Consider the following 26,548-nt stretch of genomic DNA (forward strand, 5'->3'; position numbering starts at 1 on the left):
ACAGCGCGGTGACCGAACGGGGACAGTAAGACGGTTCGAGGACTCCGCCGCCAGGGCTCAGTCGTCCGCGACCTTGAGCACGATCTTGCCGATATGATCGCCCGCTTCCATCCGCCTGTGCGCGTCCGCCACTCGGTCCAGCGGGAAGGTCTCGTCCATCACCGGGCGGATGGTTCCGTCTTCGAACAGGGGCCAGGCGTGGTTGTGGATTTCATCGGCCAGCAGCGCCTTGAATTCGTCGGATCGCGGGCGGAGGGTCGATCCGGTCATGGTCTGGCGGCGGCTCATCAGCTTGGCCATGTTGATTTCGGCCTGCATCCCGCCGAGGACCGCGATCGTGACGTGTCGACCGTCCTCCGCCAGGCAATCGAGATTGCGCTGCACATAATCGCCCGACACCATGTCGAGGATCACGTCCGCGCCGCGCCCATCGGTGGCCTTGCGCACCTCCTCGACGAAATCCTGCGTCTTGTAATTGATCGCCAGATCCGCGCCGACTTCGCGCGCTTCGGCACATTTTTCGTCGCTGCCCGCCGTGGTCAGCACCGTAAGGCCGAATTCCTTGGCCAGCATGATCGCCATCGTGCCGATCCCGCTGGTCCCGCCATGGACCAGCAGGGTTTCCCCATCCCGGGCCCAGCCGCGCTCGAATACGTTGTGCCACACGGTGAACAGCGTTTCGGGAATGGCGGCGGCTTCCGCCATCGACATGCCATCGGGCACGTGCAGGCAATGTGCCGCGTGTGCGAGGCAATATTCGGCATAGCCCCCGCCCGACACCAGCGCGCAGACCTGTTGATTGAGCAGTTCGGGCGGCGCGCCGGTCCCTATCGCGACCACAGTGCCGGAAATTTCCAGGCCCGGTATCGGCGAAGCGCCGGGAGGCGGCGGATAGAGCCCCTTGCGCTGGATCACGTCGGGCCGGTTGACTCCCGCATGGCTGACCCGGATCAGCACCTGATCCGCGCCCGGCTGCGGCACGGGGCAATCCTCGGCCCGCAGCACGTCCGGCCCGCCGGGCTCGTCGAAGCCCATCGCCGTCATCCGTTCGGGTAGGCTCGCACCCATTTCAATCCCCATTTTTGCCAATCCACTGCCCCCGGCGTCCTCGTCTATCGCGCGTTTCGTTTGACAGCAACCGACCTTGCTTGCGAGAACGATGCTCGATGGACGACGACGACCGGCCCAAGCGCAGAGGCGATGCCGCCTCCCTCCTCGCCAGCGAGGATCTGGCGCCCTATTCGCAGGACGAGCTGGCGGAACGGATCGTGCTGCTCGAAACCGAGATCGCTCGGGTGCGCCGCCACAGCGAGAGTGCCAGAGCGCACCGCGCCGCCGCCGACGCCCTGTTCGGTGCCAAGGATTGATCGGGAATGGGGCGCGGACTCACAATCGCCGCAATGCTTCCCATATTGGTTCCATCCGATACAGCGGCGGCTCATCTCGGTCGTCTAGCCTGTCCCCGTTCCGCGCTTCTTGCGGACTCGCACTGAAAGACCCCGAATGCCCAGTTTCGCCCAGAATCTCGAAAAGACCCTCCACCAGGCGCTCGCCGATGCGTCCGAGCGGCGACACGAATACGCTACGCTCGAACATCTTCTGCTGGCGCTTATCGACGATGAAGATGCCGCGCAGGTGCTGAATGCCTGTGGCGTCGATCTGAGCGAGCTGACCGCAGTGGTGCGCCAGTATCTGGAACAGGAATATCAGTCGCTGCGCAGCGACGACGATGCGGATCCCCAGCCCACCGCGGGCTTCCAGCGGGTGGTTCAGCGCGCGATCCTGCACGTCCAGTCGAGCGGCAAGGACACCGTGACCGGCGCCAACGTCCTGGTCGCGCTGTTTTCCGAACGCGACAGCTACGCGGTCTATTTTCTCCAGCAGCAGGATATGAGCCGGCTGGATGCAGTCAGCTTCATCAGCCACGGCATCGGCAAGGGCGGCCGCCAGGTCGATTCCCGCACGCCGCAGGGCAATGCCGAAGATTCGGCACCCGAAGCGGAAGCCGACAAGGGCAAGGACGGGAAGAAGGAAACCGCGCTCGACCAGTTCACCGTCGATCTCAACAAGAAGGCGGAAAACGGCAAGGTCGATCCGCTGATCGGTCGCGGGCCGGAAGTCGATCGCACGATCCAGATCCTGTGCCGCCGGTCCAAGAACAATCCGCTCTATGTTGGCGATCCCGGCGTGGGGAAGACCGCGATCGCGGAAGGCCTGGCGCGCAAGATCGTGGAAGGCGAAGTCCCCGAAGTGCTGGCCGAAGCCGTAATCTACTCGCTCGACATGGGCGCACTGCTCGCCGGAACCCGCTATCGCGGCGATTTCGAGGAGCGGTTGAAGCAGGTCGTCAGCGAATTGGAGAACATGCCGAACGCGGTTCTCTTCATCGACGAAATCCACACCGTGATCGGCGCTGGCGCGACCAGCGGCGGGGCGATGGACGCTTCGAACCTGCTGAAGCCGGCGCTTTCCAGCGGCGCGATCCGCTGCATCGGATCGACCACTTACAAGGAATTCCGCAATCACTTCGAAAAGGACCGCGCGCTGCTGCGCCGGTTCCAGAAGATCGACGTGAACGAGCCGACGGTGGAAGATACGATCAAGATCCTGAAGGGCCTGAAGAGCGCGTTCCAGGATCACCACAAGGTGACCTACACCGCCGACGCGCTGAAAACGGCGGTGGAGCTGAGCGCGCGCTACATTAACGATCGCAAGCTGCCCGACAAGGCGATCGACGTGATCGATGAAGTGGGTGCGATGCAGATGCTGGTGCAGCCGTCCAAGCGGAAGAAGAAGATCACCGCGCGCGAGATCGAGGCGGTGATTGCGACGATGGCGCGCATTCCGCCGAAATCGGTTTCGAAGGACGATAAGAAGGCGCTCGAAAATCTCGAACGCGATCTGAAGCATGTCGTGTTCGGACAGGATTCTGCGGTCAAGCGGCTGTCGACGGCCATGAAGTTGAGCCGTGCGGGCCTGCGCGATCCGGACAAGCCGATCGGCTCGTTCCTGTTTTCCGGCCCCACCGGCGTCGGCAAGACCGAGGTCGCGCGCCAGCTCGCCTCGATCATGGGGATCGAACTCAAGCGCTTCGACATGTCGGAATATATGGAGCGGCACAGCGTGTCGCGTCTCATCGGCGCGCCTCCGGGCTATGTCGGATACGATCAGGGCGGGCTGTTGACCGATGCGATCGACCAGAATCCGCATTGCGTGCTGCTGCTGGATGAGATCGAGAAGGCCCATCCGGACCTCTTCAACATCCTGCTGCAGGTGATGGATAATGGCCGCCTGACCGATCATCACGGCAAGACGGTCGATTTCCGCAATGTCGTCCTGATCATGACCACCAATGCCGGGGCCGCCGACATGGCACGCAGCGGCATCGGCTTCGGCGACGTATCCAAGGAGGATGCGAGCGAGGAAGCGGTGAAGCGCATGTTCACGCCCGAATTCCGCAACCGTCTCGATGCGATCGTGCCCTTCGCCTATCTCGGCAAGGACACGGTGGCCCGCGTGGTCGACAAGTTCATTCTCCAGCTCGAACTCCAGCTGTCGGAACAGAATGTCGACATCCAGTTCGACAAGGATTCGCGCGACTGGCTGGCGGACAAGGGCTACGATCGCCTCTACGGAGCGCGCCCGATGGGCCGTTTGATTCAGGACAAGATCAAGCAGCCGCTGGCCGAGGAATTGCTGTTCGGCAAACTGGCCGACGGGGGCGAAGTCCATGTCACGATCAAGGACGGCAAGCCCAGTTTCGAGCTGACGCCCGCGCCGCCCAAGACGAAAAAGGCGGCATCGAAAACCGGCGCGAAGAAGAAGAAAGCTCCCTCCGCCGATGCGAGCGGAAGCGGAAGCGGCACCGACACGGACGGCGAAAACTGATCCGCGATAGGCGGCCCGAGTCCGGGCCGGGAACCTGAACACATCGGGGGTCGACATTCGTCGGCCCCCGTTTGCATTTGAACGGGTTCGCGCCCGTATCCGGTTGCGCGCACCGCGTCACTGTCTTACGCCTCTGCCACGCAAGGGGGATGCGCCGATGTCGGTTCTGGAAGTCTCGAATCTCGTCAAACGCTTCGATGGCGTTCTGGCGGTGGACGATCTGTCGTTCTCGGTCGCGCCGGGGGAAATCTTCGGTTTTCTCGGGGGAAATGGCGCGGGCAAGACCACGACCCTGCGCATGGTGCTCGACATCATCCGCCCGACCTCGGGCAATATCCAGGTGTTCGGCAGCGCGCCCGGCCGCCGTAACACGCAGGCGATCGGTTTCCTGCCCGAAGAACGCGGCCTTTATGCCGGGATGAGCGCGATCGACACGATCATCTATTTCGGGCGCCTGAAGGGCATGGATACAGGTACCGCGCGCCGTCGCGGGATGGACTTGCTGGCGCGGTTCGATCTGGCGGACCGGGCGAAAAGCGATATCGGCGATATGTCCAAGGGCATGGCCCAGAAGGTCCAGCTCGCGACCTCGCTCGTCAACGATCCCGAGCTGCTGATGCTGGACGAGCCGTTTTCCGGCCTCGATCCGGTCAATCAGGGCCTCCTGGAAAACGAGATCCTGCGCGCATCCGAACGCGGCGCGGCAGTCATTTTCTCGACCCATGTGATGCAGCATGCCGAGCGGCTGTGCGACCGACTGCTGCTGCTGAAGAAAGGCAGCAAGCGGTTCGAAGGTACGCTGGAAGAAGCGCGAGCCGCTCTACCCGCGCGCCTTATCGCCAGCGCGAAAGAGGATCTGTCCCGCATTCCCGGTGTCGCCCGGGCGGCTTCGGGTGACGGCATCGAGGATGGCTGGCACGACTGGACGCTCTATCTCGAACCGGGCGTGCCTGCTGCCGACGTGCTGGAACATTGCACCGCCAACGGCATCGCGCTGCGCCGGTGGGATGAACACAAGCCAAGCCTGCATGACGTCTTCGTGCGGATGGTGGGCGAGGATCCTGCCGGCGCCGGGAAGGCAAATCAGGAGATCGCGGCATGAACCGGTCGGCTTCGATGAACGGCATTCTGCTCGTCGCCGCGCGCGAGATTCGCCAGATCCTGAAGATGAAGAGCTTTTGGCTGACGCTGCTGATCCTGCCGGTCGCCTTCGCTCTCGGTCCGATTTTCACCGAAACGCTAAACGATGACGAACCGACGCGGGTCGCCGTGGTCGATCGCTCGGGCGGCGGTGCCGCAGAGGCATTGGAAGCGCGCTTCGCCATGGAAGACACGCAATGGCTGCTGCGCGACCTCTCGCGCTACGTCCAGCGCTACGATCTCGAAAGCGCGGACCCCGAAGCGCCCTGGGCACAGTTCGACCGCTGGTATACCGGCGCCGATATCGCCGCCTTCGAAGCGGCGGGCGGCCTCGACGCGGCCTTGGCGAAGATCGACGCAGTGCGCCCCGAAGGCGTCCCCGAATTCGAAGCCGACGCGCCCGATTACGCGTTTGCGCCCGCTCCCGCAGCCCTCGCTTCCGCGCAAGGCGACGCGTTCGGCGACGAAGCGCGCGCTCTGTTCGATGCGGACGACGACACGGCGCCCGAAATCGTGGTGCTTATCGGCGAAACCTATCCCGAAGACCCGCGCATCCAATTGTTCTCCGCCGACCAGCCGCGCGGCAGCTTCGTATCGACCATGCAGGAAGTCCTGACCGTAGACCTGCGCGCGCGTCTGCTGGCGGCGCAGGGCGTCTCGCCCGCCGAGGCAGCGGCCGTGCAGAGCGCGGCGCCCGTGATCGCGGTCGATACCCCTCCGCCCGGCGGCGGCGCACGCGAAACCCTGCTGGTCCGCTCGATCGTGCCGCTGGCGCTTGCCTATATCCTGATGATGAGCCTGATGCTGTCGGGCAGCTGGATGTTGCAGGGTTCGGTCGAGGAGCGTTCGAATAAGCTCCTGGAATCGCTGCTCGCCTGCATTCGGCCCGAGGATCTGATGTATGGTAAGCTCTTGGGCTCGCTGACTGTCGGCCTGCTGATGATCCTCGTCTGGGGCGCCTGTGCGGGCGTGGCCGCCTATGCCACCCAGGGCGCGATCGCGGACCTGATCCGGCCCGCGCTGGAGCCCGTCTCCAGCCCCGGCATCATCGCGGCGATCCTGTTCTTCTTCATCGCGGGCTATATCCTGATCTCGGCCCTGTTCGTAGCGATCGGCGCGATGGTCGATTCGATGAGCGAGGCGCAGGGCTATCTGATGCCGGTCCTGCTCCTGATCCTGCTGCCGATCACCTTCCTGATCCAGGCGATCCTGGCGGGCAATTCGGGCTGGATGGTGCAGGTGCTGACCTGGGTGCCGCTATGGACGCCCTTCACCGTGATGGCGCGACTGGGCATGGGGATCGAGTGGTGGGAGATGGTCGGATCGGGCATTCTGCTCGCGGTGACGATCGTGCTGGAACTGGTGCTGATCGGTCGCCTTTTCCGCGCCAGCCTGCTCTCGACGGGCCAGAAGCCGAGCCTCAAGAAGATCGTCGAACGGTTTCGAGGGACGCCTGCGTAACCTCCTGACGGGAATGCGTTGTATGTCCGCGTAACCTCCTGACGGGAACGCTTGTGCCCGCCCGCGCTTGAATCGGGCATGCCCGCCCCATTCTCTTGGATCAGGCCCGAACCGTGGGGCATTCATGTCGTGCCTGCCGACGCCTGGGTCGATCCTTCGCGCCCGGTCGAGCGTGCCCTGGTCACCCACGGCCATGCCGATCACGCGCGCGGCGGGCACGGGCAGACCGTCGCCACGCCCGAAACGCTGGCGATCATGGAATTGCGCTATCGCACCGGGACGCAGGACGAGGCGGGCGACATTCCGCACAAGGCCGTTCCGGTCGAATATGGCGAGACGATAAAGCTGCCCGGCGATGTTCAGGCGACCTATTTTCCCGCCGGACACGTCCTCGGCAGCGCGCAAATCCTGCTGGAGCATGCGGGCGAGCGCATCGTCTGTACCGGCGATTACAAGCGCCGCGCCGATCCGACCTGCCCGCCATTCCAAATCGTGCCCTGCGATATCTTCATCACCGAAGCGACTTTCGGCCTGCCGCTGTTCACGCATCCTCCGATCGCGGAGGAAATGGCGAAACTGCTCGACAGGCTGGCCGCCCATCCCGACCGCTGCGTCCTCGTCGGGGCTTACGCGCTGGGCAAAGCGCAGCGGGTGATCGCCGAATTGCGTGCCGCCGGGCACCACGATCCGATCTATCTTCACGGCGCGATGGAGAAGATGTGTCGGCTCTACGAGGAACACGGTGTCGATCTGGGTGAATTGCGGCTGGTGTCCGACCATACGAAGGACGACATGCGTGGCAGCGTGGTGATATCCCCGCCCGGCGCGCTCAACGACCGCTGGAGCCGTCGCCTGCCCGATCCGATCACTGCCATGGCAAGCGGTTGGATGCGCGTGCGTCAGCGGGCGCGGCAGCGCAATGTCGAGCTGCCGCTGGTCATCTCCGATCATGCCGATTGGGGCGAGCTGACGCGCACCATCGAGGAAGTCGATCCAGTTGAAACCTGGATCACCCACGGCCGCGAGGATGCCTTGCTGCGGTGGTGCCAACTGCATCAGCGACGGGCGCGGGCACTGGCCATGGTCGGGTACGAGGACGAGGACGACTGAGGCGGTGGAGGAATTCGCCGCCCTGATCGACGCGCTGGTCTATACGCGCAGCCGCAACGAGAAATTGCGGCTGATCGCGGAATATCTGCGCGCCACACCCGATCCGGACCGCGGCTGGGCTTTGGCGGCCTTGTCCGACGGGCTGGACTTTCCTGCGGTCAAATCCTCCACCATCCGCAATCTTTTGAAGGATCGCGTCGATCCGGTGCTGTGGTCGCTGAGCCGCGATTTCGTGGGCGATACGGCGGAAACGGCAAGCCTGTTGTGGCCCGCCCCCGATCATCCGCCGTCTCCTCCCAGCGTCGGCGAGACCGTCGAGCTGCTCGAAGCGATGAATCGCAAGAGCGTGTTCGTCGAATTGCCCAAACTGCTCGACCGGCTGGACCCTTCGGGCCGCTACGCGCTGCTGAAGCTCGCCACCGGGGGCATGCGGATCGGGGTTTCCAGCCGCCTCGCCAAGACGGCGTTCGCCCAAGCCTTCGACGTGTCGGTCGAGGAGGTTGAGGAATATTGGCATGGGCTCGCCCCGCCTTTTGCCGAGCTTTTCGCCTGGGCTGCCGATGGGCAGGCTCCTCCCGACATGGCGAATCTGCCGACCTTCCGCCCCTTCATGCTGGCTCATCCGCTCGAGGAAACGGTGGTCGATCTCTCGGACTATGTTGCGGAGTGGAAATGGGATGGGATCCGGGTGCAACTGGTCCGCGCGGGGGACGAAACGAAACTGTTCTCGCGTTCGGGCGACGATATCTCGGCGACCTTCCCCGAACTGCTCGACGTGCTGCCCTTCCCAGCCGTGCTCGATGGCGAATTGCTCGTGCGCGGCTCGCATCAGGGGGGCGAGGCCAACGATGTCACGCAGGGGGGCGCGGCGAGTTTCAACGCCTTGCAGCAGCGCTTGGGCCGGAAGACCGTGTCGAAGAAGATGCTGGCCGAAGCGCCGGCTTTCGTGCGGCTCTACGATGCACTGTTGATCGACGGTGAGGATCTGCGCGCGCTGCCGTGGACCGAGCGCCGCCAACGCCTCGAAGCGCTGATGTCGCGCTTGCCCGACACGCATTTCGATTTGAGCCGCGTGGTCGAAGCGCGCGATTTCGACCACCTCGCCCAAATCCGCGAAGGCAGCCGCGACGATGCGATCGAGGGCCTGATGCTCAAGCGCAAGGACAGCCCCTATATCGCCGGGCGGCGCGTGGGATATTGGTACAAGTGGAAGCGCGACCCACTGCTCGTCGATTGCGTGCTGATGTATGCCCAGCGCGGCAGCGGCAAACGGTCGAGCTTCTATTCCGACTACACATTCGGCTGCTGGGACGGCGATCCCGACAAGGGCGCGGAACTGCTCCCCGTCGGCAAGGCCTATTCGGGCTTCACCGACGAGGAGCTGAAGAAGCTCGACCGCCATGTGCGCCAGAACACGGTCAACCGCTTCGGCCCGGTGCGCGAGACCGACAAAAGCCTCGTCTTCGAAGTCGCCTTCGACAGCGTGCATGAAAGCAAGCGCCACAAATCCGGCCTCGCCATGCGTTTCCCCCGCATCCACCGCATCCGCTGGGACAAACCGGTGCACGAGGCAGACCGGGTGGAAGCGTTGCGCGCGCTGGTGCGGGACTGAGTTGCCGCGATAAGCGATTGATCGCTGCGCCGCCGGATGCTTTGGCGGACATATGCCGCAAAACCGCCCTCCGCTGCGCACGCTCCAGCTCGGCCTGTCAGGCCTCGCCGGCCTGCTCGATGCGACCGGCTTCCTCATCGCCAACGGTTACTTCGTCAGCTTCATGTCGGGCAATACGACGCAGCTAGGCGTCAATGCGCTCGACGGGATCGGGTCGGTCCTGCTCCCCGCCGGACTGATCGCCTGTTTCCTCGGCGGGGTGACGACGGGTGCGGCCGTGGGCTGGACCAGCGAGAAACGGCCGCGCACCATCCTGCTGGCGATCTCGCTCGTGCTCGTCTCAGTGGCGGCGGCGGCCTATGCGCTCGGCAGCACGCTGGGTTTCCTGATTACGACCGCCTTCGCCATGGGCCTCGTCAACAATGTGTTTCTGCGCGACGATCGCTCTTCCGCAGGCGTCACTTACATGACCGGCGCGCTGGTGCGGATCGGGCAGAATTTCGCCGCCCACATGATGGGGCAGAGGGATCGGATCAAGCCGGGTTACGGCGCCCTGTGGCTCTGCCTGTTGGCAGGCGCAGTGCTGGGGACGTGGCTGCACACATTCGATGGCGCGATCGGCCCGATCGTCGCGGTGAGTGCGAATGCGCTGCTGCTGGCGCTCGCCTGGCGGACCGAAGCGAGCGACGACGTGCAAGGATAAGTCGCGCGGCGCGACTTCGCGTCAATCCTCCGCCGCGTCGATCGCCGCCGCGTGATCCTTCGCGTTCTGCGTATAATGCATCACGCCCGCGCGCATGCCCATGACCGCCGCATCGTCCAGATCGCGCAGCTTCTTCGCCGGGCGGCCCGCCCATAATTCACGCGCTCCCATCACCTTGTTCTCTGTCAGCATGGCGCCCGCCGCCAGCATGGCATCGCTGCCGATCACGGCCTTGTTCATCGCGATCGCGCCCAGCCCCACGAAGCCGCGATCGTGGATCACGCAGCCATGGACCATCGCCATGTGGCCGATCAGCACATCGTCCCCGATCACCAGCGGGCTGCCGTCAGGATCGCCGGGGCGCGGCGGATCGCAATGGAGGATGCTGCCGTCCTGCACATTGGTCCGTTCGCCGATGCGGATCGTGAAGACATCGGCGCGCAGCACGCAATTGTACCAGATCGAGCTGTCCGCTCCGATCTCGATATCGCCGATCAGCGTACAGCCGGGCGCGACGAAGGCGCTGTCATGGATTTTCGGTGTCTTCCCGTGGATCGGGATGATGCGAACGCCGGGTCTTGCTATCCTCATGGCCCTCTACCGAGCACATTCTGCCACTGGATGAAAGGCAGGATGCTGGCGAAATCGTCGGTCCAGACCTCTTGGGCGGGCGGCGGCAGGCGGTGCCAGGCAAGGTCGGGCCGCGCCGAAAGCAAGGCGGCGAGCGGCTTGGGGTCGCGCGCCATGACCACCCAGAGCGAAGGCGATATCCCGTCCGCGAAAGGCGGGTCCTGATGCGATCGCAGCACGCCGATCATTCCATGCCGCTGGGCCACAGCGGCCATCATCGGGCTTAGATCGATGAAGCGATTCGAAATATGGATCAGCAGCAGCCCGTCGTCCGCCAGTGTGCGGCGATAGATATCGAACGCCTCGTCGGTGACGAGGTGCAGGGGTATCGCGTCCGAGCTGAAAGCGTCGATCACCAACGCGTCGAAGCGGTCTTCCGGGCGCATCCGCTCGCGGAACCGGTCGAGGACGATGCGCGCGTCGCCCAGATGGATGTCGGCATCGGGCGCGCAATCGCTGACGAAGGTGAAGGTCTCGTCGCGCGAATAGGAGAGCACCGTGCGGTCGATTTCGAAGAAGTCCCAGCGCTGGCCGGGCTTGCGATAACAGGCCACCGTCCCCACGCCCAATCCGACCACGCCGACTCGCGCGCCCGGCCCGGCAATCGCCGGAAGCTGCGACAGCGCCGCGCCGACGCCCGAATCGCGCCCATAATAAGTCGTCGGTTCACGCCGTTTATCCGGCTCGGTAAACTGAAGCCCATGCAGCGTCGTGCCGCTGATCAGCGATCGTCTGCCCTCCTCAGGCAGATCGCGGACAGTGTAGACGCCGAAGTAGCTGCGGTCGCGCGAGCCTTCGACGGAGGTCTCCAGCGTCTGATATCCGCCCCGCCCCAGCATCAGGACGAACAGCACCGCCACCATCGCGCGCCGGTGTCCCAGCACCAGCACGCCGCAGGCCGCCGCCGCCAGCATGCCGAGCAGGACCAGCGTATCGTCCTGAAGCATCACCCAGCGATTGACGAGCATGGCGATGCCAGCCGCCGCCGCCAGCAGCGTCGCGACCATGATCCGCTTCTGCCGCCCGGTCAGCCCCAACCGGTCCATCCAGGCGACCAGGGGCCGGTCGGGCAAGAGAGCCGCAGCAGCGAGGACGAGGACCGGATGTTCCCACACCCAGTCGAACAGCAGCGGCGCGACCAGTGCCGTGAACACGCCGCCCAGCGCGCCGCCCGCGCTCATCGCCAGATAGAACAGAGTCAGGCGGCGCGGGCTTGGCCGTTCGAAATAGAGGCGACGGTGCAGCGCGGTCGCAAGCACGAACAGCATGAGGACAGTAGCGAGCCCGATCGAGAGGCTGGCCGCGTTCTGGCTCACCATCGCCATGCCGCCCGCCAGCAGCACGACGACCGGAGCCACGCGTGCGAGCGTATAGCCCAGGGCGCTGCGTTCGTTGAAAGCGAACACGAAGCTCAAGAGATAAAGCCCCAGCGGGATCACCCAGAGCAGCGGCATGGCAACGATGTCGGTGGTGAGATGCGTCGTGGTCGAGAGCATAAGGCCCGACGGAACGGCGGACAGAGCCAGCCACAAGACGATCCGTCGCCAGCCGATCGGCTCGGCATTCTCGTCAGACAGGGCCGCGTCGCTTTCGACCGGAGCGCCCCGGCGCGTCCACGCCGCTGCCGCCACCAGTGCGATCAGAAGGACATAGCCCGCGCTCCACGCCCAGCTCTGCGATCCCAGCGGCAGGTTCGGTTCGAGGAATAGCGGATAAGCGAGCAGGCCGGCGAAGCTGCCGAGATTGCTGGCGGCATAAAGCCAATAGGGATCACCCGCCTCCGGGTTCGCGGCATACCAGCGCTGCATCAGCGGCGCCTGCGCGGACACGGCGAAAAAGACCGGCCCGATGGTGAGCGCGAACAGTAGCGGCACCCACAGCGCTTCGAGCCCCTGCGATGCAGGCGGTGCCAGATCGGCAAGCCCGATGGGCAGGGTGAGGCCTGCGATTACAAGGACGATCAGATGGATGATCGCCTGCCGTTTCAGCGCAAGGCGCGCGATCGCATGCGCATAGGCGTATCCGGCCAGCAGCAGCGCCTGATAGACCAGCATCGCGCTGTTCCACACCGCCGGAGCCCCGCCCAATTGCGGCAGCGCAAGCCGTGCGACCAGCGGCTGGACGAGGAACAGCAGGAAGCTGCCCGTCAGGATCGTCGCGACGAACAGCGCGCGTGCTCTCATGCGGGAAGACGCCCCGCGTTCCACGCGTCTCTGGCAATCGAATAGACGATGATCCGCCCGGTTTCGGGATCGAATTCGCTGTTGTCGAAATCGAGATCCTCGCGCCGCTCCATGCCGAGGCGTTTCATCAGGCCCCAGCTCGGCCCATTGCCGGTCACCGTCAGCGCCACGACCTCCTCGGCCCCGAAGCGGTCGAACGCCAGATCGAGCGAGGCGCTGGCGGCCTCTTTCGCATAGCCCTGCCCCCAGACATCTTCGCGCAGCCGCCAGCCCACTTCCATCGCGCCGAGCGGGCCGCCTTTCTGATTGGTGCGCTTCAGCCCGCAAAAGCCGAGCAGCGCGCCATCCGACTTGCGTTCGACCACCCAGAAGGTGTGGCCGTGATGCTCGCGATAGCCGAGCAGGCGATCCTGCACTGCCGCGCGCTTGCTCTCGTCCGCGACTCCGCCCAGCCAGCGCATCACGGCAGGCGTGTTGGTCCCGGTCCAGAACGGTGCCCAATCCCCCTCGCGCCAGTCGCGCAGAACCAGCCGCTCGGTCTCGTAAAGGAAGTGGTCAGCCATTCAGCAGGCGCGCGGCATCAGCGGCGTAATAGGTCAGCACGCCGGTGCAGCCCGCGCGTTTGAAAGCAACCAGCTTTTCCATCACCAGCGCGTCGCGATCCCCCACGCCCGCCGCCGCGCCCGCTTCGATCAGCGCGTATTCGCCGCTCACCTGATAGGCGAAGACGGGCACGTCGAACCGTTCCTTCACGCGCCAGACGATGTCGAGATAGGCGAGGCCGGGCTTCACCATCACGCTGTCCGCCCCTTCTTGGATATCGAGCGCGACCTCGCGTAACGCCTCCTCGCCATTGGCGGGGTCCATCTGGTAGCTTTTCTTGTCGCCCTTCAGCAGCCCGCCCGAGCCGACCGCATCGCGGAACGGGCCGTAGAACGCGCTCGCATATTTGGCGGCGTAGCTCATGATCTGGACGTTCGGATGCCCGCCCATTTCCAGCGCCATGCGGATCGCGCGCACGCGCCCATCCATCATGTCGGACGGAGCGATGATGTCGGCACCCGCTTCGGCCTGATTGAGCGCCTGATCGACGAGGACTGCCACGGTGTCGTCGTTCGACACATAGCCTCGTCCGTCGAGCAGGCCGTCCTGCCCATGGGTCGTATAGGGATCGAGCGCCACATCGGTGAGAATGCCGATATCGTTGCCGCAGGCGTCGCGCACGGCCCTGATTGCGCGGCACATCAGATTGTCGGGATCGTAGGCCGCCGCGCCATCCTCGCTACGCTGGTCGGACGGCGTGTTGGGGAAGAGCGCGATGCAGGGAATACCGAGGTTGATCGCTTCTTTTGCGCGCGCCACGATCCCGTCGACCGACCAGCGCGAGACACCGGGCAGGCTGGCGATCGGCTCTTCCACGCCCTGCCCAGACGTCACGAACAGAGGCCAGATCAGGTCTGCTGGCGTGAGCATGGTTTCGCGGTGCATCGCCCTGCTCCAGGCATGGGCGCGGGCGCGGCGCAGGCGGGTGTTGGGATAGCTGCCGATCATGGCGGTGCGCTGTGCCGCAATCGCGCCCCTCACGCAATCGGGGGCGCAATTAGGGAGCGATCGGAGGCGCAATCGCGTCCGCGCCCTTAAAGAGTTAGCGCGCCTCGGCCGGTTTGGGGGCGGCCAGCCGGTCGATCTCGCGCAGCGGCGCTTCGGCGGCGCGTTCGCTCGCGGTCGGCTCCAGCGTGGCAAGCGCGGCGCCGGGTTCGACGGTCTTCAATTTCGCCAGCGTTTCACGGAATCGCGCCAGTTCGGCGCCGGTCAATTGCGCCCGCGTGACGAAGCGCACGCTGGCCGGATCGATCGCACGCCCGCCGCGATACATTTCGTAATGGAGATGCGGCCCGGTCGACAGGCCGGTGGAGCCGACATAGCCGATCACCTGGCCGCGCTTGACGCTTTGCCCGCGGCTCACCGCGATCCGGCTCATATGGCAGTATCGCGTGTCCGTCCCGCCTCCATGGCGCAGGCGCACAGCCTGGCCGCAGCCACCCATGCGGCCCGCGCCGGTCACTTGCCCATCGGTCACTGCCACGATCGGCGTGCCGCTGCGGGCACGGAAATCGACACCCGCATGCATCCGCTTGTATCCCAGGATCGGATGGCGGCGCATGCCGAAACGCGAACTCATCGGGCCCGGCACCGGCGCGACGAGGCCGCTGCGCTGTTCGCCGACGCCGCTGGCTTCGAAAAAGCGCCCTTCAGTGCCCCAGCGCATCAGCTGGACGCGCGGTTTGTCGCCGCGCTCGATTCCGGCATAGAGCAATTGGCCCGCCTGCCTTTCGCCTGTTGCGGCACGGCGATGGGACAGGATGATATCGAACGTGTCGTCCGCGCTGAGATCGCTCGTCACGTCCACCTGCTCGCCCAGCGCCTTGAGATAGGCCTGCACCGCGCTTGCCGGAGCGCCTGCCGCGCGGGCCGAGCGATAGAGGCTCGATCCGATCTTGCCGCGAATGCGCAGGGGCGTGTCGTCGACGCGGATCGCCTCGCGGCTGAGCGCGAGAGCGCGATCGTCCGATCGTGCCACCGCCAGTTCGAGGTCGAAACGCGCCCGAAAGCGCAGCTCTTCGAGGGGGCGGGGATTGCCTGCTATGGTGCGGCGGCCGAGCACGATATCGACCTGCGTGCCAGGCTCGATCTGGGAGAGCGGCATGGCACCGCCGATCAGCGCCACGATCCGCTGCGCATCGCCTGCCCCCACGCCGGAGCGGCGCAGCATGCGTTCGAAACTGTCTCCCGCAGCCAGAGTGGCCACCAGTTCGAGACGCGGACGTTCGGGCGCGGCAGCCAAGGGGCGAACCAGCGCGGTCGCGCCCATGCGGTGGCCGGTATCGGCCCCCAGAGCCAGCGGTGCGATCGTCTGGCTGCGCAATTCGTCCCGCTCTGCCTCGCTCAATCGCGCGGGCGGTGCCGCCTCCAGCGGCGCGAAGTCGGGCCAGAAAGCGATGGCGGCACTCGACAGGCCGATGAACGTGCCCACGCCGCGCAGCCAGCGCAGGCTCCCGATCCCGCGCCCGAGATCGGGAGCAAGATCCAGCGCGGAAAGTCGCCGTGAAAGGCGCTCGCGCCAGCCGGGCGCCGTGCGAAGCGGGGGTTTTGTCGGGGAAAGCGCGATCTGATCGTGCGCGAGCGCGGCGGCGGGCAGGCCTAAGCCTGTGCCCACCTCTTGCGGCGCATCGTCCTCGCGCGTTCTGAACACAGTCCCTCCGCCGCATCGGTGGCCCACATTTCGGCGATCCGGGCCGAAAGCGCGGCGCCAATGGCGAAAGCCTGTGCGCTTTTAAAGTTAAGTCCCGTTTAATCCGCGCCGGATGGCGCTGCACCTGCGACGAGCGGATGGGCTTACGCGCCAGACGGTTGTGCGCGGCTCGCACGCCTGCCATCTACTCCGGCGTGAGCGATCAAGCGATCAAGGCGGTCCTGGGGCCGACCAATACCGGCAAGACCCATCTCGCCATCGAGCGGATGTGCGGCCATTCGAGCGGAGCGATCGGCTTTCCGCTGCGGTTGCTGGCGCGCGAGGTCTATGACCGCGTGCGCGCCATCAAGGGTGACGATCAGGTGGCGCTGATTACCGGCGAACAGCGGATCGAGCCGAAGAACGCCCGCTATCTGTGCTGCACGGTCGAAGCCATGCCGCGCAGTCTCGACGTCAGTTTCGTCGGGCTGGACGAGGCGCAATTGGGTGCCGATCGCGAGCGCGGCCATGTCTTTACCGATCGCCTGCTCAATCTGCGCGGTCGGCAGGAGACGATGCTGCTGGGCGCGGCCACGCTGGAACCGGTGGTGAAGGCGCTGATCCCGAAGGTCGAGGTCAGCGAGCGGCCACGGTTTTCGACGCTGTCGCATATCGGCCCGCGCAAGCTCTCGCGCCTTCCGCCCAGAAGCGCGGTCGTGGCCTTCAGTGCCGAGCAGGTTTATGCCGTGGCCGAGATGCTGCGGCGGTTTCGCGGCGGCGCGGCGGTGGTGATGGGCGCGTTGAGCCCGGAGACGCGCAACCGCCAGGTCGAACTGTTCCAGAATGGCGAGGTCGATTACATCGTCGCCACCGACGCGATCGGCATGGGCCTCAATCTCGACGTCAACCACGTCGCCTTTGCAGGCCTCACCAAATTCGACGGGGTAAGGATGCGGCGGCTGTTTCCGGCGGAAATGGCCCAGATCGCCGGGCGTGCCGGTCGCCACCAGCGCGACGGAACTTTCGGCACGCTTTCCGGACAAGGCGGCAGAAACGCTGCACCGCCCGAATTCACCGAAGATGAAATCTACGCAATCGAGGAGCATCGCTTCGCGCCTCTGACGCATCTCTACTGGCGCGAGGCGGAGCCGCGGTTCGACAGTATCGCCACGCTGATCGGCGATCTCGAAAGCCCGCCGCAGCATGCGATGCTGCGCGCCGCGCCCGAAGCGATCGACCTTGCGACATTGAAGCGACTGGCGGAAGAACCCTTCGCCGCATCGATCCGGGGCGCGGGCCAGGTGCGGCGCTTCTGGGAAGCGTGCTCGCTGCCCGATTTCCGCGCGCGAGGGCCGGACGTCCATGCCCGCTTCGTCGCGCGGCTGTGGCAGGACTTGCAGGAAGGGTATCTCGGCGCGGATTATGCCGCGGCGCGGATATCCGAACTCGACAACATGGCGGGCGATATCGATACGCTGCAGGGCCGCATCGCGGCGATTCGCACCTGGGCCTATATCTGCCAGCGACCCGATTGGGTGCTGGCACGCGACGAGATGGCCGCGCGCGCCCACGCCGTCGAAGCCAAATTATCGGACGCGCTGCACGGTCGCCTGACCGAGCGCTTCGTCAATCGGAGGACTACGATCCTGATGAAATCGCTGGGACAGGATGCATCGGCGCTGCCGATCGAAATAGGCGAGGACGGCGCGGTGAGCGTCGACGGAGAGCATCTGGGCCGTGTCGAGGGGCTGCGCTTCACTGTCGATCCGAGCGCACGGCACGAGGACCGGCGCATGCTGCTCGCCGCCGCGGAAAAGGCGCTGCCGCGCCTGCTCGGCCAGCAGGTCGAGGCGCTGGTCGCAGCCGGTGTCGCGGATCGCGTCGAGCTGGCGAAGGGCGCGATCCGTTGGAACGGGCAGATTCTGGCCAATCTCGAAGCGAAAGAGGGGCAGGCACGGCCTTTGCTGGTACCCTCGCGCGAAGTCGCGGCCTTGCCCGAAGCGCCGCGCAAGGCGCTGCTCGCCGCGCTCGAAACCTGGCTCGATACCGTTCTCGCCCCGCTCGATCCGCTGGAGAAATTGCACCGGGCAGCGAGCGACCCCGAAGCCGGATCGCAGGCGCGCGCGCTCCTGCTCAATCTCCTCGCCGGGCATGGCTTCGTCACGCGCGAACAGGCGGGGATCGAACACCTGCCCAAGGAAATGCGCCCCTTCCTGCGGCGCATTGGCGTCACTTTCGGCGCGCTCGACATCTTTGCGCCTGCGCTGCTGAAGCCCGCGCCGCGCCGCCTGTTGAGCGCGATCGGGACCGATCGGCGCTCGCTGGAAGAGACGATGCTGCCGGTGGTCGCGGATCGCAAAAAGCTGCCCTCGGGCTATCGCCATGCGGGAAGCCAGGCGATCCGCATCGATCTCGCGGAGAAAATTTTCCGCGCCGCGCACGAAACGCGCGCCAAGGCGCAAGGGAGCGGCAAGCAGCAGGACAGGCGCAAGAAATTTGTGCTCGATCTGGCGCTGCCGATCTCGATCGGGCTGGAAGAGGACAATGCCGTCCGCCTGCTCGGCCAGGCAGGGTTCCGCGTCCAGCGCGCTCGCCCTTTGAAGGAAGGCGCGTTCGGTCCGCCACGGCCCGATCGCTGGGAATGGCGCCCGAAACCGAATGCGGGACGCCGCAAGCAGCAGCGCAACGAACCCATCCGCCCCCGCGAAGGCAGCGCCTTTGCCGCGCTCGCCGATCTGGTGCGCTAGGAATCGCCTCGTTTGAGCGGGATGCGGATAGACCGGCTGCTCTGTCACCTGCGGTTCGTACGCACCCGCAGCCGCGCCACCGCCCTCGTCGAAAGCGGCCATCTGCGCCGCAACGGGACGCGCGTCGCCCGTGTCAGCCAGCCGGTCGAACCGGGCGACGTGCTGACCGTGCCGCTCGGCAGCCGGGTCGCGCTGATCGAAATCATCAGCCTGCCGGACCGTCGCGGATCGCCGCGCGAAGCGCAGGCCTGTTACCGGATGCTCGATCCGGCTCTTGACCGCAAAGCCCAAATCCCCATAGGCCGGGCGTCAGACACACCCTGAAGGATGGCATTCCCATGACCTACGTCGTCACCGACGCCTGTATCAAATGCAAATACACCGACTGCGTCGAGGTCTGTCCGGTCGATTGCTTCTATGAAGGCGAGAACATGCTCGTCATCAATCCCAGCGAATGCATCGACTGCGGCGTGTGCGAGCCGGAATGCCCGGCTGAAGCGATCCTGCCCGATACCGAGGACAATCTGGAAAAGTGGCTGGAGCTGAACACCAAGTTCAGCGCCGAATGGCCCAACATCACGCAGAAGAAGGATCCGCCCGAGGACGCCGACGAGCACAAGGGCGAAGAGGACAAGTTCGAAGCCTATTTCAGCCCCGAACCCGGCGAAGGCGATTAAGCCTATCCTCCAGCGTTTTATCCAGGATGGTAAGGCGGCCTTCGCAGCCGGCGGTGACGACGAGATCGGCATCGTCGCTGCGGGGATAGCCTTCTATGCGCTCCTGGCAATCGTGCCGCTGCTGGCGACGGTGGTGCTGGCCTACGGTATCGTTGCCGATCCGGCGACCGTGGCCAAGCACATCTCCGCTCTCGCCCAGACATTGCCCCAATCCGCCGCCCAGCTGATCGGAGATCAATTGCAGCGGATGACCGAAGGCGAGAACGGCGGAAAGATCCTGAGCCTCCTGCTTGCCGTCGCGCTTTCGCTGTTCAGCGCGCGCAACGGCGCGAAATCGCTGATGACGGGCCTTGCCATTGCGCTGAATATCGAAGACCGGCGCGGGTTCCTGCGCGCCAATATCGTCGCGCTCGCACTGACGGCGGGCGCAGTCGTCGGCTTGGCGGTCATGGCCGGTGCCGTTGCGGCGTTGGGACTTCTTCCCGCCAGCGTTTCGGGTATTGTCAGCCCGCTCGTCGTTTTTCTGGCGGGCATGGGAGGCAGCGCCATGCTGCTCCGCTTCGCCCCTTATGGGCATCCCCTTCCCTGGGCCGCGATCAAGCCCGCCGCAGCGCTGTTCTCCCTGCTCTGGCTGGTCGCGACGATTGGTTTCGGGATCTATGCCGCCAATTTCGCCAGCTATGGCGCGACTTATGGTTCGCTCGGCGCGGTGGTGATCCTGCTGACCTGGTTTTACCTCACCGGGTATTTTCTGCTTTTGAGCGCCGAATATGCGGCGGTCCGGGCGAAAGCGGCCGCTTCCGACACTTGATTACACGGACTCGCAATAAAGGCGAGGACGTGCTATATAATGCAACAACCCCGCCGGTTTGCCGCCGGACGGGCGCATTTGATTGAAAGGGCAGGTACCCCTCCAAGCATTCCGATCCGGTTTTCGCCCGCGGCCATCGCGCCCGCGGCACGGACCTCTCGTAATGCTGCCCCTCCCAAACCCTGCCCGGGACGAAAGGATTTGCGCATGGCGAGCAAGGCCGATGATGCCTTCGATGTTGGCGATTACGTTGTCTATCCCAAGCACGGCGTTGGCCGTGTGATCGAACTGCAGAGCGAGGAAATCGCCGGCATGCAGCTCGATCTCTACGTTCTCCGGTTCGAAAAAGAGCGCATGACGCTGCGCGTTCCGGTCAACAAGGTGGAATCGATCGGCATGCGCAAGCTGTCGAGCGACAAGACCCTTAAGGAGGCGATGGAAACCCTGAAGGGCAAGCCCAAGGTCAAGCGCACCATGTGGAGCCGCCGCGCCCAGGAATACGAAGCCAAGATCAACTCTGGCGAAATCGTCCTGATCGCGGAAGTCACGCGCGATCTGTTCCGCCCTGACGACCAGCCCGAACAGAGCTATTCCGAGCGCCAGATCTTCGAAGCCGCCTCCAGCCGCCTCGCCCGCGAACTGGCCGCGATGGAGAAGACCGACGAGCCGACCGCGCTCGAAAAGATCCTCGACGTGCTGCGCGAACACGCGCCGCAATATTACGACAACCCCGAAGAGGGTTGATCCGATTTAAAACGGGGCGCTTCGGCGAACCGCTTACGACATTCGACGAAGGGGCCGTTTCCAAGCCGGAAGCGGCCCCTTTCGCATGGGCTCGCGCTTGCACGACGCACCAAGGTGTATTATTACACCAACACGGAACGCCGCTTTGCGCGAAAGGAAACTTCCATGCTGTACGATCTCGTGAAACGACTGGCTCCCGCCGCCAGCCTCGCCGCTGGTGCGCTGGCGGTTTCCGCGTGCGGCGGCAATATCCCCTTGGACGACAGGAACGGCGTGCCTCTCGCCGAACTAGACCGCAGCGGGCCTGCGCCGACGGAATTGGTCCTGGCCGGCCCCGATGGCGTCGAGGTGGTCGAAGGCGGTGCGCTCGATATCGCCGTGTCGGGCGATCCACGCGCGGTCGAAGCCCTGCGTTTCTCGCTCGAAGACGGATCGCTCGCGATCAGCCGGAAAAAGGATGCCGATGGCAATATCGGCAGAGCGCAGGTGCGCGTGACCACGCCAAGCCTCACCGCCATCGTCCTCGCCGGATCGGGTACTCTCGATGCGCAGCGGCTCTCCGGCAAGCCGGAGGTCACGATCGCGGGATCGGGCACGGCGCGTGCGCGCGAGATCGCGGCGGAAACCTTCGACCTGACCATCGCCGGATCGGGGGAATTCGAAGGCAGCGGCACGGTCGACAAGCTCGATCTCACCATTGCCGGATCGGGATCGGGCCGCATGGCCGATCTTCGGGCGGATCGTGCGGACGTGACGATCGTCGGTTCGGGCGATGCCGAATTCGCTTCGGACGGAACGGTCGAAGGCAGCGTCATGGGCTCGGGCGCCGTCACCGTGACCGGGAACGCGCAATGCGATGTCAGCAAGATGGGATCCGGCAGCGTGACGTGTCGCGGCGGCAATGGCCGCGCCGCTGAACGCGAAACAGCCGGTGACGCGTCCCAAGGGGCCTCGGGCGCAAATTAATCGGCATTTCATAGGATCGGCGTAAGATGGCGCGAAAGGTATCTCCCCCATGCGCCGAATCTCTGTCCTGTTTCCCGCTTCTTCGCTTCTGATCGCGTCCGTCGCTCTGTCGGGCTGCGTCGGTACGCTGGTCGACGTCGCGACGGCGCCGGTGAAGGTCGTAAGCAAGGGGGTCGACCTTGCCACGACAAGCCAGTCCGAACGCGACGAGAAGCGCGGCCGCGAAATCCGCCAGCGCGAAGAGCGCCTCGGCAAGCTCGAGCGCCGCTACGAAGACCGGATGGAGGATTGCCAGGACGGCGATCGCCGCGCCTGCGCTGAAGCGCGCGATATCTATGCGGAGATGCAATTGCTCATCCGCTCTCTCCCGGTCGAACCGGAACGTTAGTCGGGCGGAGTCGCTGCCCGGCGCAAGCGGTCGTTGATCGCAATTCCGATCCCCTCTTTCGGCACCGGTGCCACCGCTATGCGCGGCTTTTCCGAGCGCGCCGCTTCGTGCAGGCAGGCGTAGAGGCGCGCAGCAGCCTCGTTCAGATCGCCGCGCGCGGACAAGGTGCAATCGCCTTCAATGCTTCCGAACCCGATCGCGAAGTCGTCTGGCGCAACTTCCCGCACGTTAAGGCGCATCGGTTTTCCCGGCGCATAATGGCTGGCGAGCTGGCCGGGCGCTTCGATCCCGCCAGTGCCCTCGCCAATGGGTAGAGCGCTGTCCCAGTAATGGCGGTGCAATCGGTCGAGATCGACCGGGCCGGGCCGCAATTCCTCCCATTGGCCATCCGCGCGGATCGCCAGAATCGTCGATTCGAGGCCCTCAGCGCAAGGGCGCCCATCGTCGAGGATCAGGTCGATCCGCCCATCCAGCGTGGCGGCGACATGCGCGGCGCTGGTCGGGCTGACGAAACCGCTGCGATTGGCGGAGGGGGCGGCCAGCGGAAACGCGCATTCGGCCAGAAGGGCCTGCATCACCGGATGGTTCGGACTGCGCAGCGCGACGGTGTCGAGCCCTGCCGTCACTGCCGCGGCCAGCCTAGCATCCGGCTTGCGAGGCACGACAAGAGTAAGCGGCGCGGGCCAGTAAAGGTCGACGATGATGCCCGCATCGTGCGGCAATTCGGCATATTCGCGCGCCTGCGCCCCATCGCGCACATGAACGATCAGGGGATTGAAGCTCGGCCGCCCCTTCGCTTCGTAGATGCGCGCCACCGCCTCGTCGCTATCCGCGCGGGCGGCGAGGCCGTATACGGTCTCCGTCGGCACCGCCACCAGACCGCCATCGCGCAGCACCTGCGCCGCGCGCGCGATTCCCTCTGCGTTGGCGAGGATCGTTTCCGTAGCGTATTTGCCGCTCATGCGTTGGCGCTATATCTGTGCTCGCGACAAGCCAAGAGGACTTTACCCGTGACCTATTCGCCCGCCACTCAGGATCAATTGCTCGCCATCCGCGTCAACGCCGGAATAGGGGAGCTTGCGCAGAGCGAACGCTTCGCCGCGGCCGAGCCAGACATGGTCGAAGCGATCGTGGAAGGCGTCGGCCAGTTCGCCGCCGGGGAATGGGCGCCGCTCAACCGTACGGGCGATCTGGAGGGCGCGAAGCTCGAAAACGGCGTGGTGCGCCTGCCCGACGGGTTCGAGGAAGCGTACAAGCATTACGTCGAACAGGGATGGAACGCGATTGCATCACCCGGCGAATTCGGCGGTCAGGGCCTGCCCTTCACGCTCGCCTGCAACGTGCTCGAAAATCTCGGCACGGCGAATATGGCCTTCAATCTGCTTCCGATGCTGAGCGTCGGCGCGATCGAGGCGCTGGAGCATCACGGGTCGAGCGAGTTGCAACAGAAGTATCTTCCGCAATTGGTCAGCGGGGCATGGTCCGGCACCATGAACCTGACCGAGCCGCAGGCGGGCTCCGATGTCGGCGCTCTGCGGACCACCGCCCATTCGATCGAGGACGGCGAGCACGCCGGGAAATGGTCGATCAAGGGCCAGAAGATTTACATTACCTGGGGCGAGCACGAGCTGGCGGAGAATATCATCCACCTCGTCCTGGCACGAACGCCCAACGCGCCCGAAGGCAGCCGCGGCATATCGCTGTTCGTCGTGCCGAAGTTCCACGTGAAACCAGATGGATCGCTCGGCAGCCGCAATGATCTGCGCTGCGTCAGCATCGAGCACAAGCTCGGCATCAACGCCTCGCCCACCTGCGTCATGAGCTATGGCGACAATGGCGAATGCGTGGGCGAGCTGGTGGGTGCCGAAAATCGCGGGCTCGCGGCGATGTTCACGATGATGAACAATGCGCGCATCAATGTCGGCAATCAGGGCGTCCAGATCGGCGAGCGCGCGACGCAGCAGGCGACCGATTACGCTGCCGAGCGCATCCAGTCCGCGCGCGCAGGCTCGGGGGATAAGGAACCCGTGGCCATTCTCGAACACCCCGATGTGCGCCGCATGATCCTGCGCATGAAGGCGCTGACCGAAGGGATGCGGGCGCTGCTCTATTACACCGCCGGACAGACCGATCGCGGCACTCTGGGCGACGAAGCGGCCAAGGCGCGCGGCGATATCTGCGTGCCGCTGATCAAGGCTTGGGGCACCGATGCGGGCACCGAGGTCGCGAGCCTCGGCATCCAGGTCCATGGCGGCATGGGCTATGTCGAAGAGACAGGTGCCGCCCAGCACTGGCGCGATTCCCGGATCGCTCCGATCTACGAAGGCACGAACGGGATTCAGGCCGCCGATCTGGTGACGCGCAAGCTGGGCCTGGATGGTGGCGAAGCCCTGATCGGTTTCCTCGAAGGCATCGCGCGCGATTGTTCGGACGAGCCGACCCTGTTTGCGCTTGCCGGCGATTGCGCGGGCGTGGCGCGCTGGATGCGCGAAGAAGCCTCGCTCGACGATCGTTTGGCGGGGAGCGTTCCTTTCTGCACCATGATGGCAGTGCTCGTCGCCGGATGGCAGCTGGTGAAGCAGCGCGATGCGGTCGCGCAAGGCGCCGCGCCTGCGCTCGCGGCGACGAAACCCATCACCGTGCGCTTCTTCCTCGAACGGATCGTGCCCGAAGCGGCGGGGCTGAAGGCCAGCGCGATTGCGGGCGCGGACCTGCTCTATTCGCTGGAAAGCAGCGCCCTGCTGGCGTGACTTACTGCGCGGGTTCTTCCCGCGCGTAATCGTCATCCCCGAAGGTGGCGCGCAGATCGCCGGTCAGTTCGCGCTGCGGCGGAAGCGAGCGCGCCTGCCGCCGTTCGATCGCCGCGGCGGGCTGCGCATTCGGAGCGATCACGCGCCAGATGATCCCGGCCGTATCGTCGCTCACCAGCAGCGCCCCGTCCTCGGCCCAGTCGACCCAGGTGGGGCGGCCGCGCGTAGTGCCCTCGCCCGTCAGGAACCCGGTCAGGACCGGAACCGACTTGCCCTGCGGATTGCCGCGCGCATCGAAGGCGACATAGACCACGTCGTACCCCGAGGCAGGCTTGCGATTCCATGAGCCGTGCCGCGCGACGAACGCGCCCGAGCCGAATTGCGGACCCATGCGCGCGCCCTCTTCGCTGAAGACGAAACCGAGAGCCGCGACATGCGGGCCCATCGCATATTCGGGACGACGGGCATATTCGGTGAGGTAGGCCGGGATCGGCGCATCGACGCGCTCGTCGATATTGTCGCGCCAGTAAACCCACGGCCAGCCATATTGCGCGCCGACCGGCACGTTGGTGAGGTAATCGGGCACGAGGTCCGATCCAAGCATGTCGCGCTCGTTCACCGTGGTCCACAGCTCGCCCGACCACGGGCTGAAATCGAGACCGTTGGCGTTGCGCAGCCCCGCGCCGAACACGCGCTGGCGGTTCGTTTCCAGATCGTATTCCCAGATCAGAGCGCGGCCTTCTTCGGCCTCCATGCCCTTTTCACCGACATTCGAGGCCGATCCGACTGCGACATAGAGACGATCGCCATCGGGATGGAGGATCAGATTACGCATCCAGTGATTGCCGCCGGGCGCCAGATCCATCACCTTGCGAGGGCTTCCTAGGCTGGTCGCGCCCAACTCGTACGGGAAGGCCAGCACGGCATCGTGATTGGCGACGTAGAGCGTCCCGTCACCCCAGGCGATACCCGAAGGAGAGGCCAGCTCGTCGGTCAGCGTGGCACGCTGTTCGGCCCGCCCGTCGCCATCGGCATCGCGCAGCAATACCAGCTCGTCGGGCGAAACGCCTGCCGCCCCGGCCTGCTCGAACAACAGGCCCGCGATGAAATTGGTGATGGAGAACCCGCCCCCCTCGCTCGCCGGAGCGCGCGTCAGAGTGACGAGCACGTCGCCATTGGGAAGCGTATAAATCACACGCGGATGATCGAGCCCTTCGGCAAAGCGCCCCACGGTCAGGCCTTCCGCAGCGACCGGAACCTCGTTCGCGCCCCAGCCGACAGGCTCGGCGATCTTAACGGTCGGGATCGTCTCCGGATCGGGTTCCTGCAGAGTCGGATCGGTCCCCGCCACTTCGTCCACGCTCAGATCGGCCCGGTCGCCGCGCGTGACGTAGAAGATCGCCGCTGCGATCAGGAGGATGACGATGACGACGCCGATCAGGACTTTTGTGCGAGTTCTCATGGCCGACAGGTTTAGGCCGCTGCGCGCCTTGCGGCAATGGCGCG

General features: G+C 65.3%; 23 protein-coding genes. 15 read left to right on the plus strand and 8 right to left on the minus strand.

What is annotated here, in order from left to right:
- Positions 1-57 precede the first annotated feature (57 nt).
- Entirely contained in the window at positions 58-1,068 is a 1,011-nt protein-coding gene (locus A3736_RS15645) for an NAD(P)H-quinone oxidoreductase (RefSeq protein WP_067685004.1), read from the minus strand.
- Between the two features lie 98 nt (positions 1,069-1,166).
- On the opposite strand from A3736_RS15645, the gene A3736_RS15650 reads away from it, so the two are divergent.
- From A3736_RS15650 to A3736_RS15680, 7 genes are all read left to right on the plus strand, one after another.
- Positions 1,167-1,367 (plus strand): DUF1192 family protein, encoded by a 201-nt coding sequence (locus A3736_RS15650; protein ID WP_067684839.1) that lies wholly within the window; start codon positions 1,167-1,169, stop codon positions 1,365-1,367.
- 136 nt (positions 1,368-1,503) lie between these two features.
- Complete coding sequence (clpA, locus tag A3736_RS15655) at positions 1,504-3,888, plus strand: ATP-dependent Clp protease ATP-binding subunit ClpA (protein WP_067684841.1); 2,385 nt, start codon at positions 1,504-1,506, stop codon at positions 3,886-3,888.
- A 157-nt stretch (positions 3,889-4,045) separates the two neighbouring features.
- Positions 4,046-4,990, plus strand: coding sequence for an ABC transporter ATP-binding protein (locus A3736_RS15660; RefSeq protein WP_067684843.1), 945 nt, complete (start codon positions 4,046-4,048; stop codon positions 4,988-4,990).
- Positions 4,987-6,489 (plus strand): ABC transporter permease, encoded by a 1,503-nt coding sequence (locus A3736_RS15665; protein ID WP_067684845.1) that lies wholly within the window; start codon positions 4,987-4,989, stop codon positions 6,487-6,489. The genes A3736_RS15660 and A3736_RS15665 overlap by 4 nt, the downstream gene beginning before the upstream one ends.
- A gap of 78 nt (positions 6,490-6,567) precedes the next feature.
- Positions 6,568-7,599 carry a ligase-associated DNA damage response exonuclease gene (locus A3736_RS15670; protein ID WP_067684849.1) on the plus strand — a complete coding sequence of 344 codons (1,032 nt, stop codon included), beginning with the start codon at positions 6,568-6,570 and terminating at the stop codon, positions 7,597-7,599.
- 4 nt (positions 7,600-7,603) lie between these two features.
- On the plus strand, positions 7,604-9,211 hold the full coding sequence (locus A3736_RS15675; RefSeq protein WP_067684851.1) for a cisplatin damage response ATP-dependent DNA ligase: 1,608 nt from the start codon (positions 7,604-7,606) through the stop codon (positions 9,209-9,211).
- A 52-nt stretch (positions 9,212-9,263) separates the two neighbouring features.
- Positions 9,264-9,914 (plus strand): YoaK family protein, encoded by a 651-nt coding sequence (locus tag A3736_RS15680; protein WP_067684853.1) that lies wholly within the window; start codon positions 9,264-9,266, stop codon positions 9,912-9,914.
- Positions 9,915-9,935: 21 nt separating this feature from the next.
- Here the strand turns inward: A3736_RS15680 and A3736_RS15685 are convergent, their stop codons facing one another.
- From A3736_RS15685 to A3736_RS15705, 5 genes are all read right to left on the minus strand, one after another.
- Complete coding sequence (locus A3736_RS15685; RefSeq protein WP_067684855.1) at positions 9,936-10,505, minus strand: gamma carbonic anhydrase family protein; 570 nt, start codon at positions 10,503-10,505, stop codon at positions 9,936-9,938.
- Complete coding sequence (locus tag A3736_RS15690) at positions 10,502-12,727, minus strand: fused MFS/spermidine synthase (protein ID WP_067684857.1); 2,226 nt, start codon at positions 12,725-12,727, stop codon at positions 10,502-10,504. Before A3736_RS15690 ends, A3736_RS15685 begins: the two co-directional genes overlap by 4 nt.
- Entirely contained in the window at positions 12,724-13,290 is a 567-nt protein-coding gene (locus tag A3736_RS15695) for a GNAT family N-acetyltransferase (RefSeq protein ID WP_067684859.1), read from the minus strand. Before A3736_RS15695 ends, A3736_RS15690 begins: the two co-directional genes overlap by 4 nt.
- Complete coding sequence (gene hemB, locus A3736_RS15700; RefSeq protein ID WP_067684861.1) at positions 13,283-14,278, minus strand: porphobilinogen synthase; 996 nt, start codon at positions 14,276-14,278, stop codon at positions 13,283-13,285. The genes A3736_RS15695 and hemB overlap by 8 nt, the downstream gene beginning before the upstream one ends.
- Before the next feature lie 94 nt (positions 14,279-14,372).
- Positions 14,373-15,980: a M23 family metallopeptidase gene (locus A3736_RS15705; protein ID WP_067684863.1), complete on the minus strand. Its 1,608-nt coding sequence runs from the start codon at positions 15,978-15,980 to the stop codon at positions 14,373-14,375.
- A gap of 194 nt (positions 15,981-16,174) precedes the next feature.
- Here A3736_RS15705 and A3736_RS15710 point away from each other — a divergent pair, with 194 nt between their 5' ends.
- From A3736_RS15710 to A3736_RS15740, 7 genes are all read left to right on the plus strand, one after another.
- Positions 16,175-18,706 (plus strand): helicase-related protein, encoded by a 2,532-nt coding sequence (locus A3736_RS15710; protein WP_067684865.1) that lies wholly within the window; start codon positions 16,175-16,177, stop codon positions 18,704-18,706.
- A gap of 21 nt (positions 18,707-18,727) precedes the next feature.
- A complete protein-coding gene (locus A3736_RS15715; RefSeq protein WP_067684867.1) occupies positions 18,728-19,030 on the plus strand; it encodes an RNA-binding S4 domain-containing protein in 303 nt (100 codons plus the stop codon).
- A 14-nt stretch (positions 19,031-19,044) separates the two neighbouring features.
- Positions 19,045-19,383, plus strand: coding sequence for a ferredoxin FdxA (fdxA, locus tag A3736_RS15720; RefSeq protein WP_067684869.1), 339 nt, complete (start codon positions 19,045-19,047; stop codon positions 19,381-19,383).
- 70 nt (positions 19,384-19,453) lie between these two features.
- Positions 19,454-20,194 (plus strand): YihY/virulence factor BrkB family protein, encoded by a 741-nt coding sequence (locus tag A3736_RS15725; RefSeq protein ID WP_255363013.1) that lies wholly within the window; start codon positions 19,454-19,456, stop codon positions 20,192-20,194.
- Between the two features lie 207 nt (positions 20,195-20,401).
- Positions 20,402-20,938, plus strand: a complete 537-nt coding sequence (locus A3736_RS15730) for a CarD family transcriptional regulator (RefSeq protein WP_067684874.1) — start codon at positions 20,402-20,404, stop codon at positions 20,936-20,938.
- 165 nt (positions 20,939-21,103) lie between these two features.
- On the plus strand, positions 21,104-21,904 hold the full coding sequence (locus A3736_RS15735) for a head GIN domain-containing protein (protein ID WP_067685006.1): 801 nt from the start codon (positions 21,104-21,106) through the stop codon (positions 21,902-21,904).
- 49 nt (positions 21,905-21,953) lie between these two features.
- Complete coding sequence (locus tag A3736_RS15740) at positions 21,954-22,292, plus strand: hypothetical protein (protein ID WP_067684876.1); 339 nt, start codon at positions 21,954-21,956, stop codon at positions 22,290-22,292.
- Here A3736_RS15740 and A3736_RS15745 read toward each other — a convergent pair.
- Positions 22,289-23,254: an L-threonylcarbamoyladenylate synthase gene (locus tag A3736_RS15745; protein WP_067684878.1), complete on the minus strand. Its 966-nt coding sequence runs from the start codon at positions 23,252-23,254 to the stop codon at positions 22,289-22,291. The two genes, A3736_RS15740 and A3736_RS15745, sit on opposite strands and share 4 nt — an antisense overlap.
- Before the next feature lie 48 nt (positions 23,255-23,302).
- Here A3736_RS15745 and A3736_RS15750 point away from each other — a divergent pair, with 48 nt between their 5' ends.
- The gene (locus tag A3736_RS15750) at positions 23,303-25,042 is read left to right on the plus strand and encodes an acyl-CoA dehydrogenase (RefSeq protein ID WP_067684880.1); all 1,740 of its coding nucleotides are present in this window, start codon (positions 23,303-23,305) and stop codon (positions 25,040-25,042) included.
- Between the two features lies 1 nt (position 25,043).
- Here A3736_RS15750 and A3736_RS15755 read toward each other — a convergent pair whose 3' ends face one another.
- Complete coding sequence (locus tag A3736_RS15755) at positions 25,044-26,504, minus strand: sorbosone dehydrogenase family protein (RefSeq protein ID WP_067684882.1); 1,461 nt, start codon at positions 26,502-26,504, stop codon at positions 25,044-25,046.
- Between the last annotated feature and the right edge of the window lie 44 nt (positions 26,505-26,548).

The sequence above is a fragment of the Erythrobacter sp. HI0063 genome (assembly GCF_001635685.1).
In the GTDB taxonomy this organism is placed as follows: Bacteria; Pseudomonadota; Alphaproteobacteria; order Sphingomonadales; family Sphingomonadaceae; genus Qipengyuania.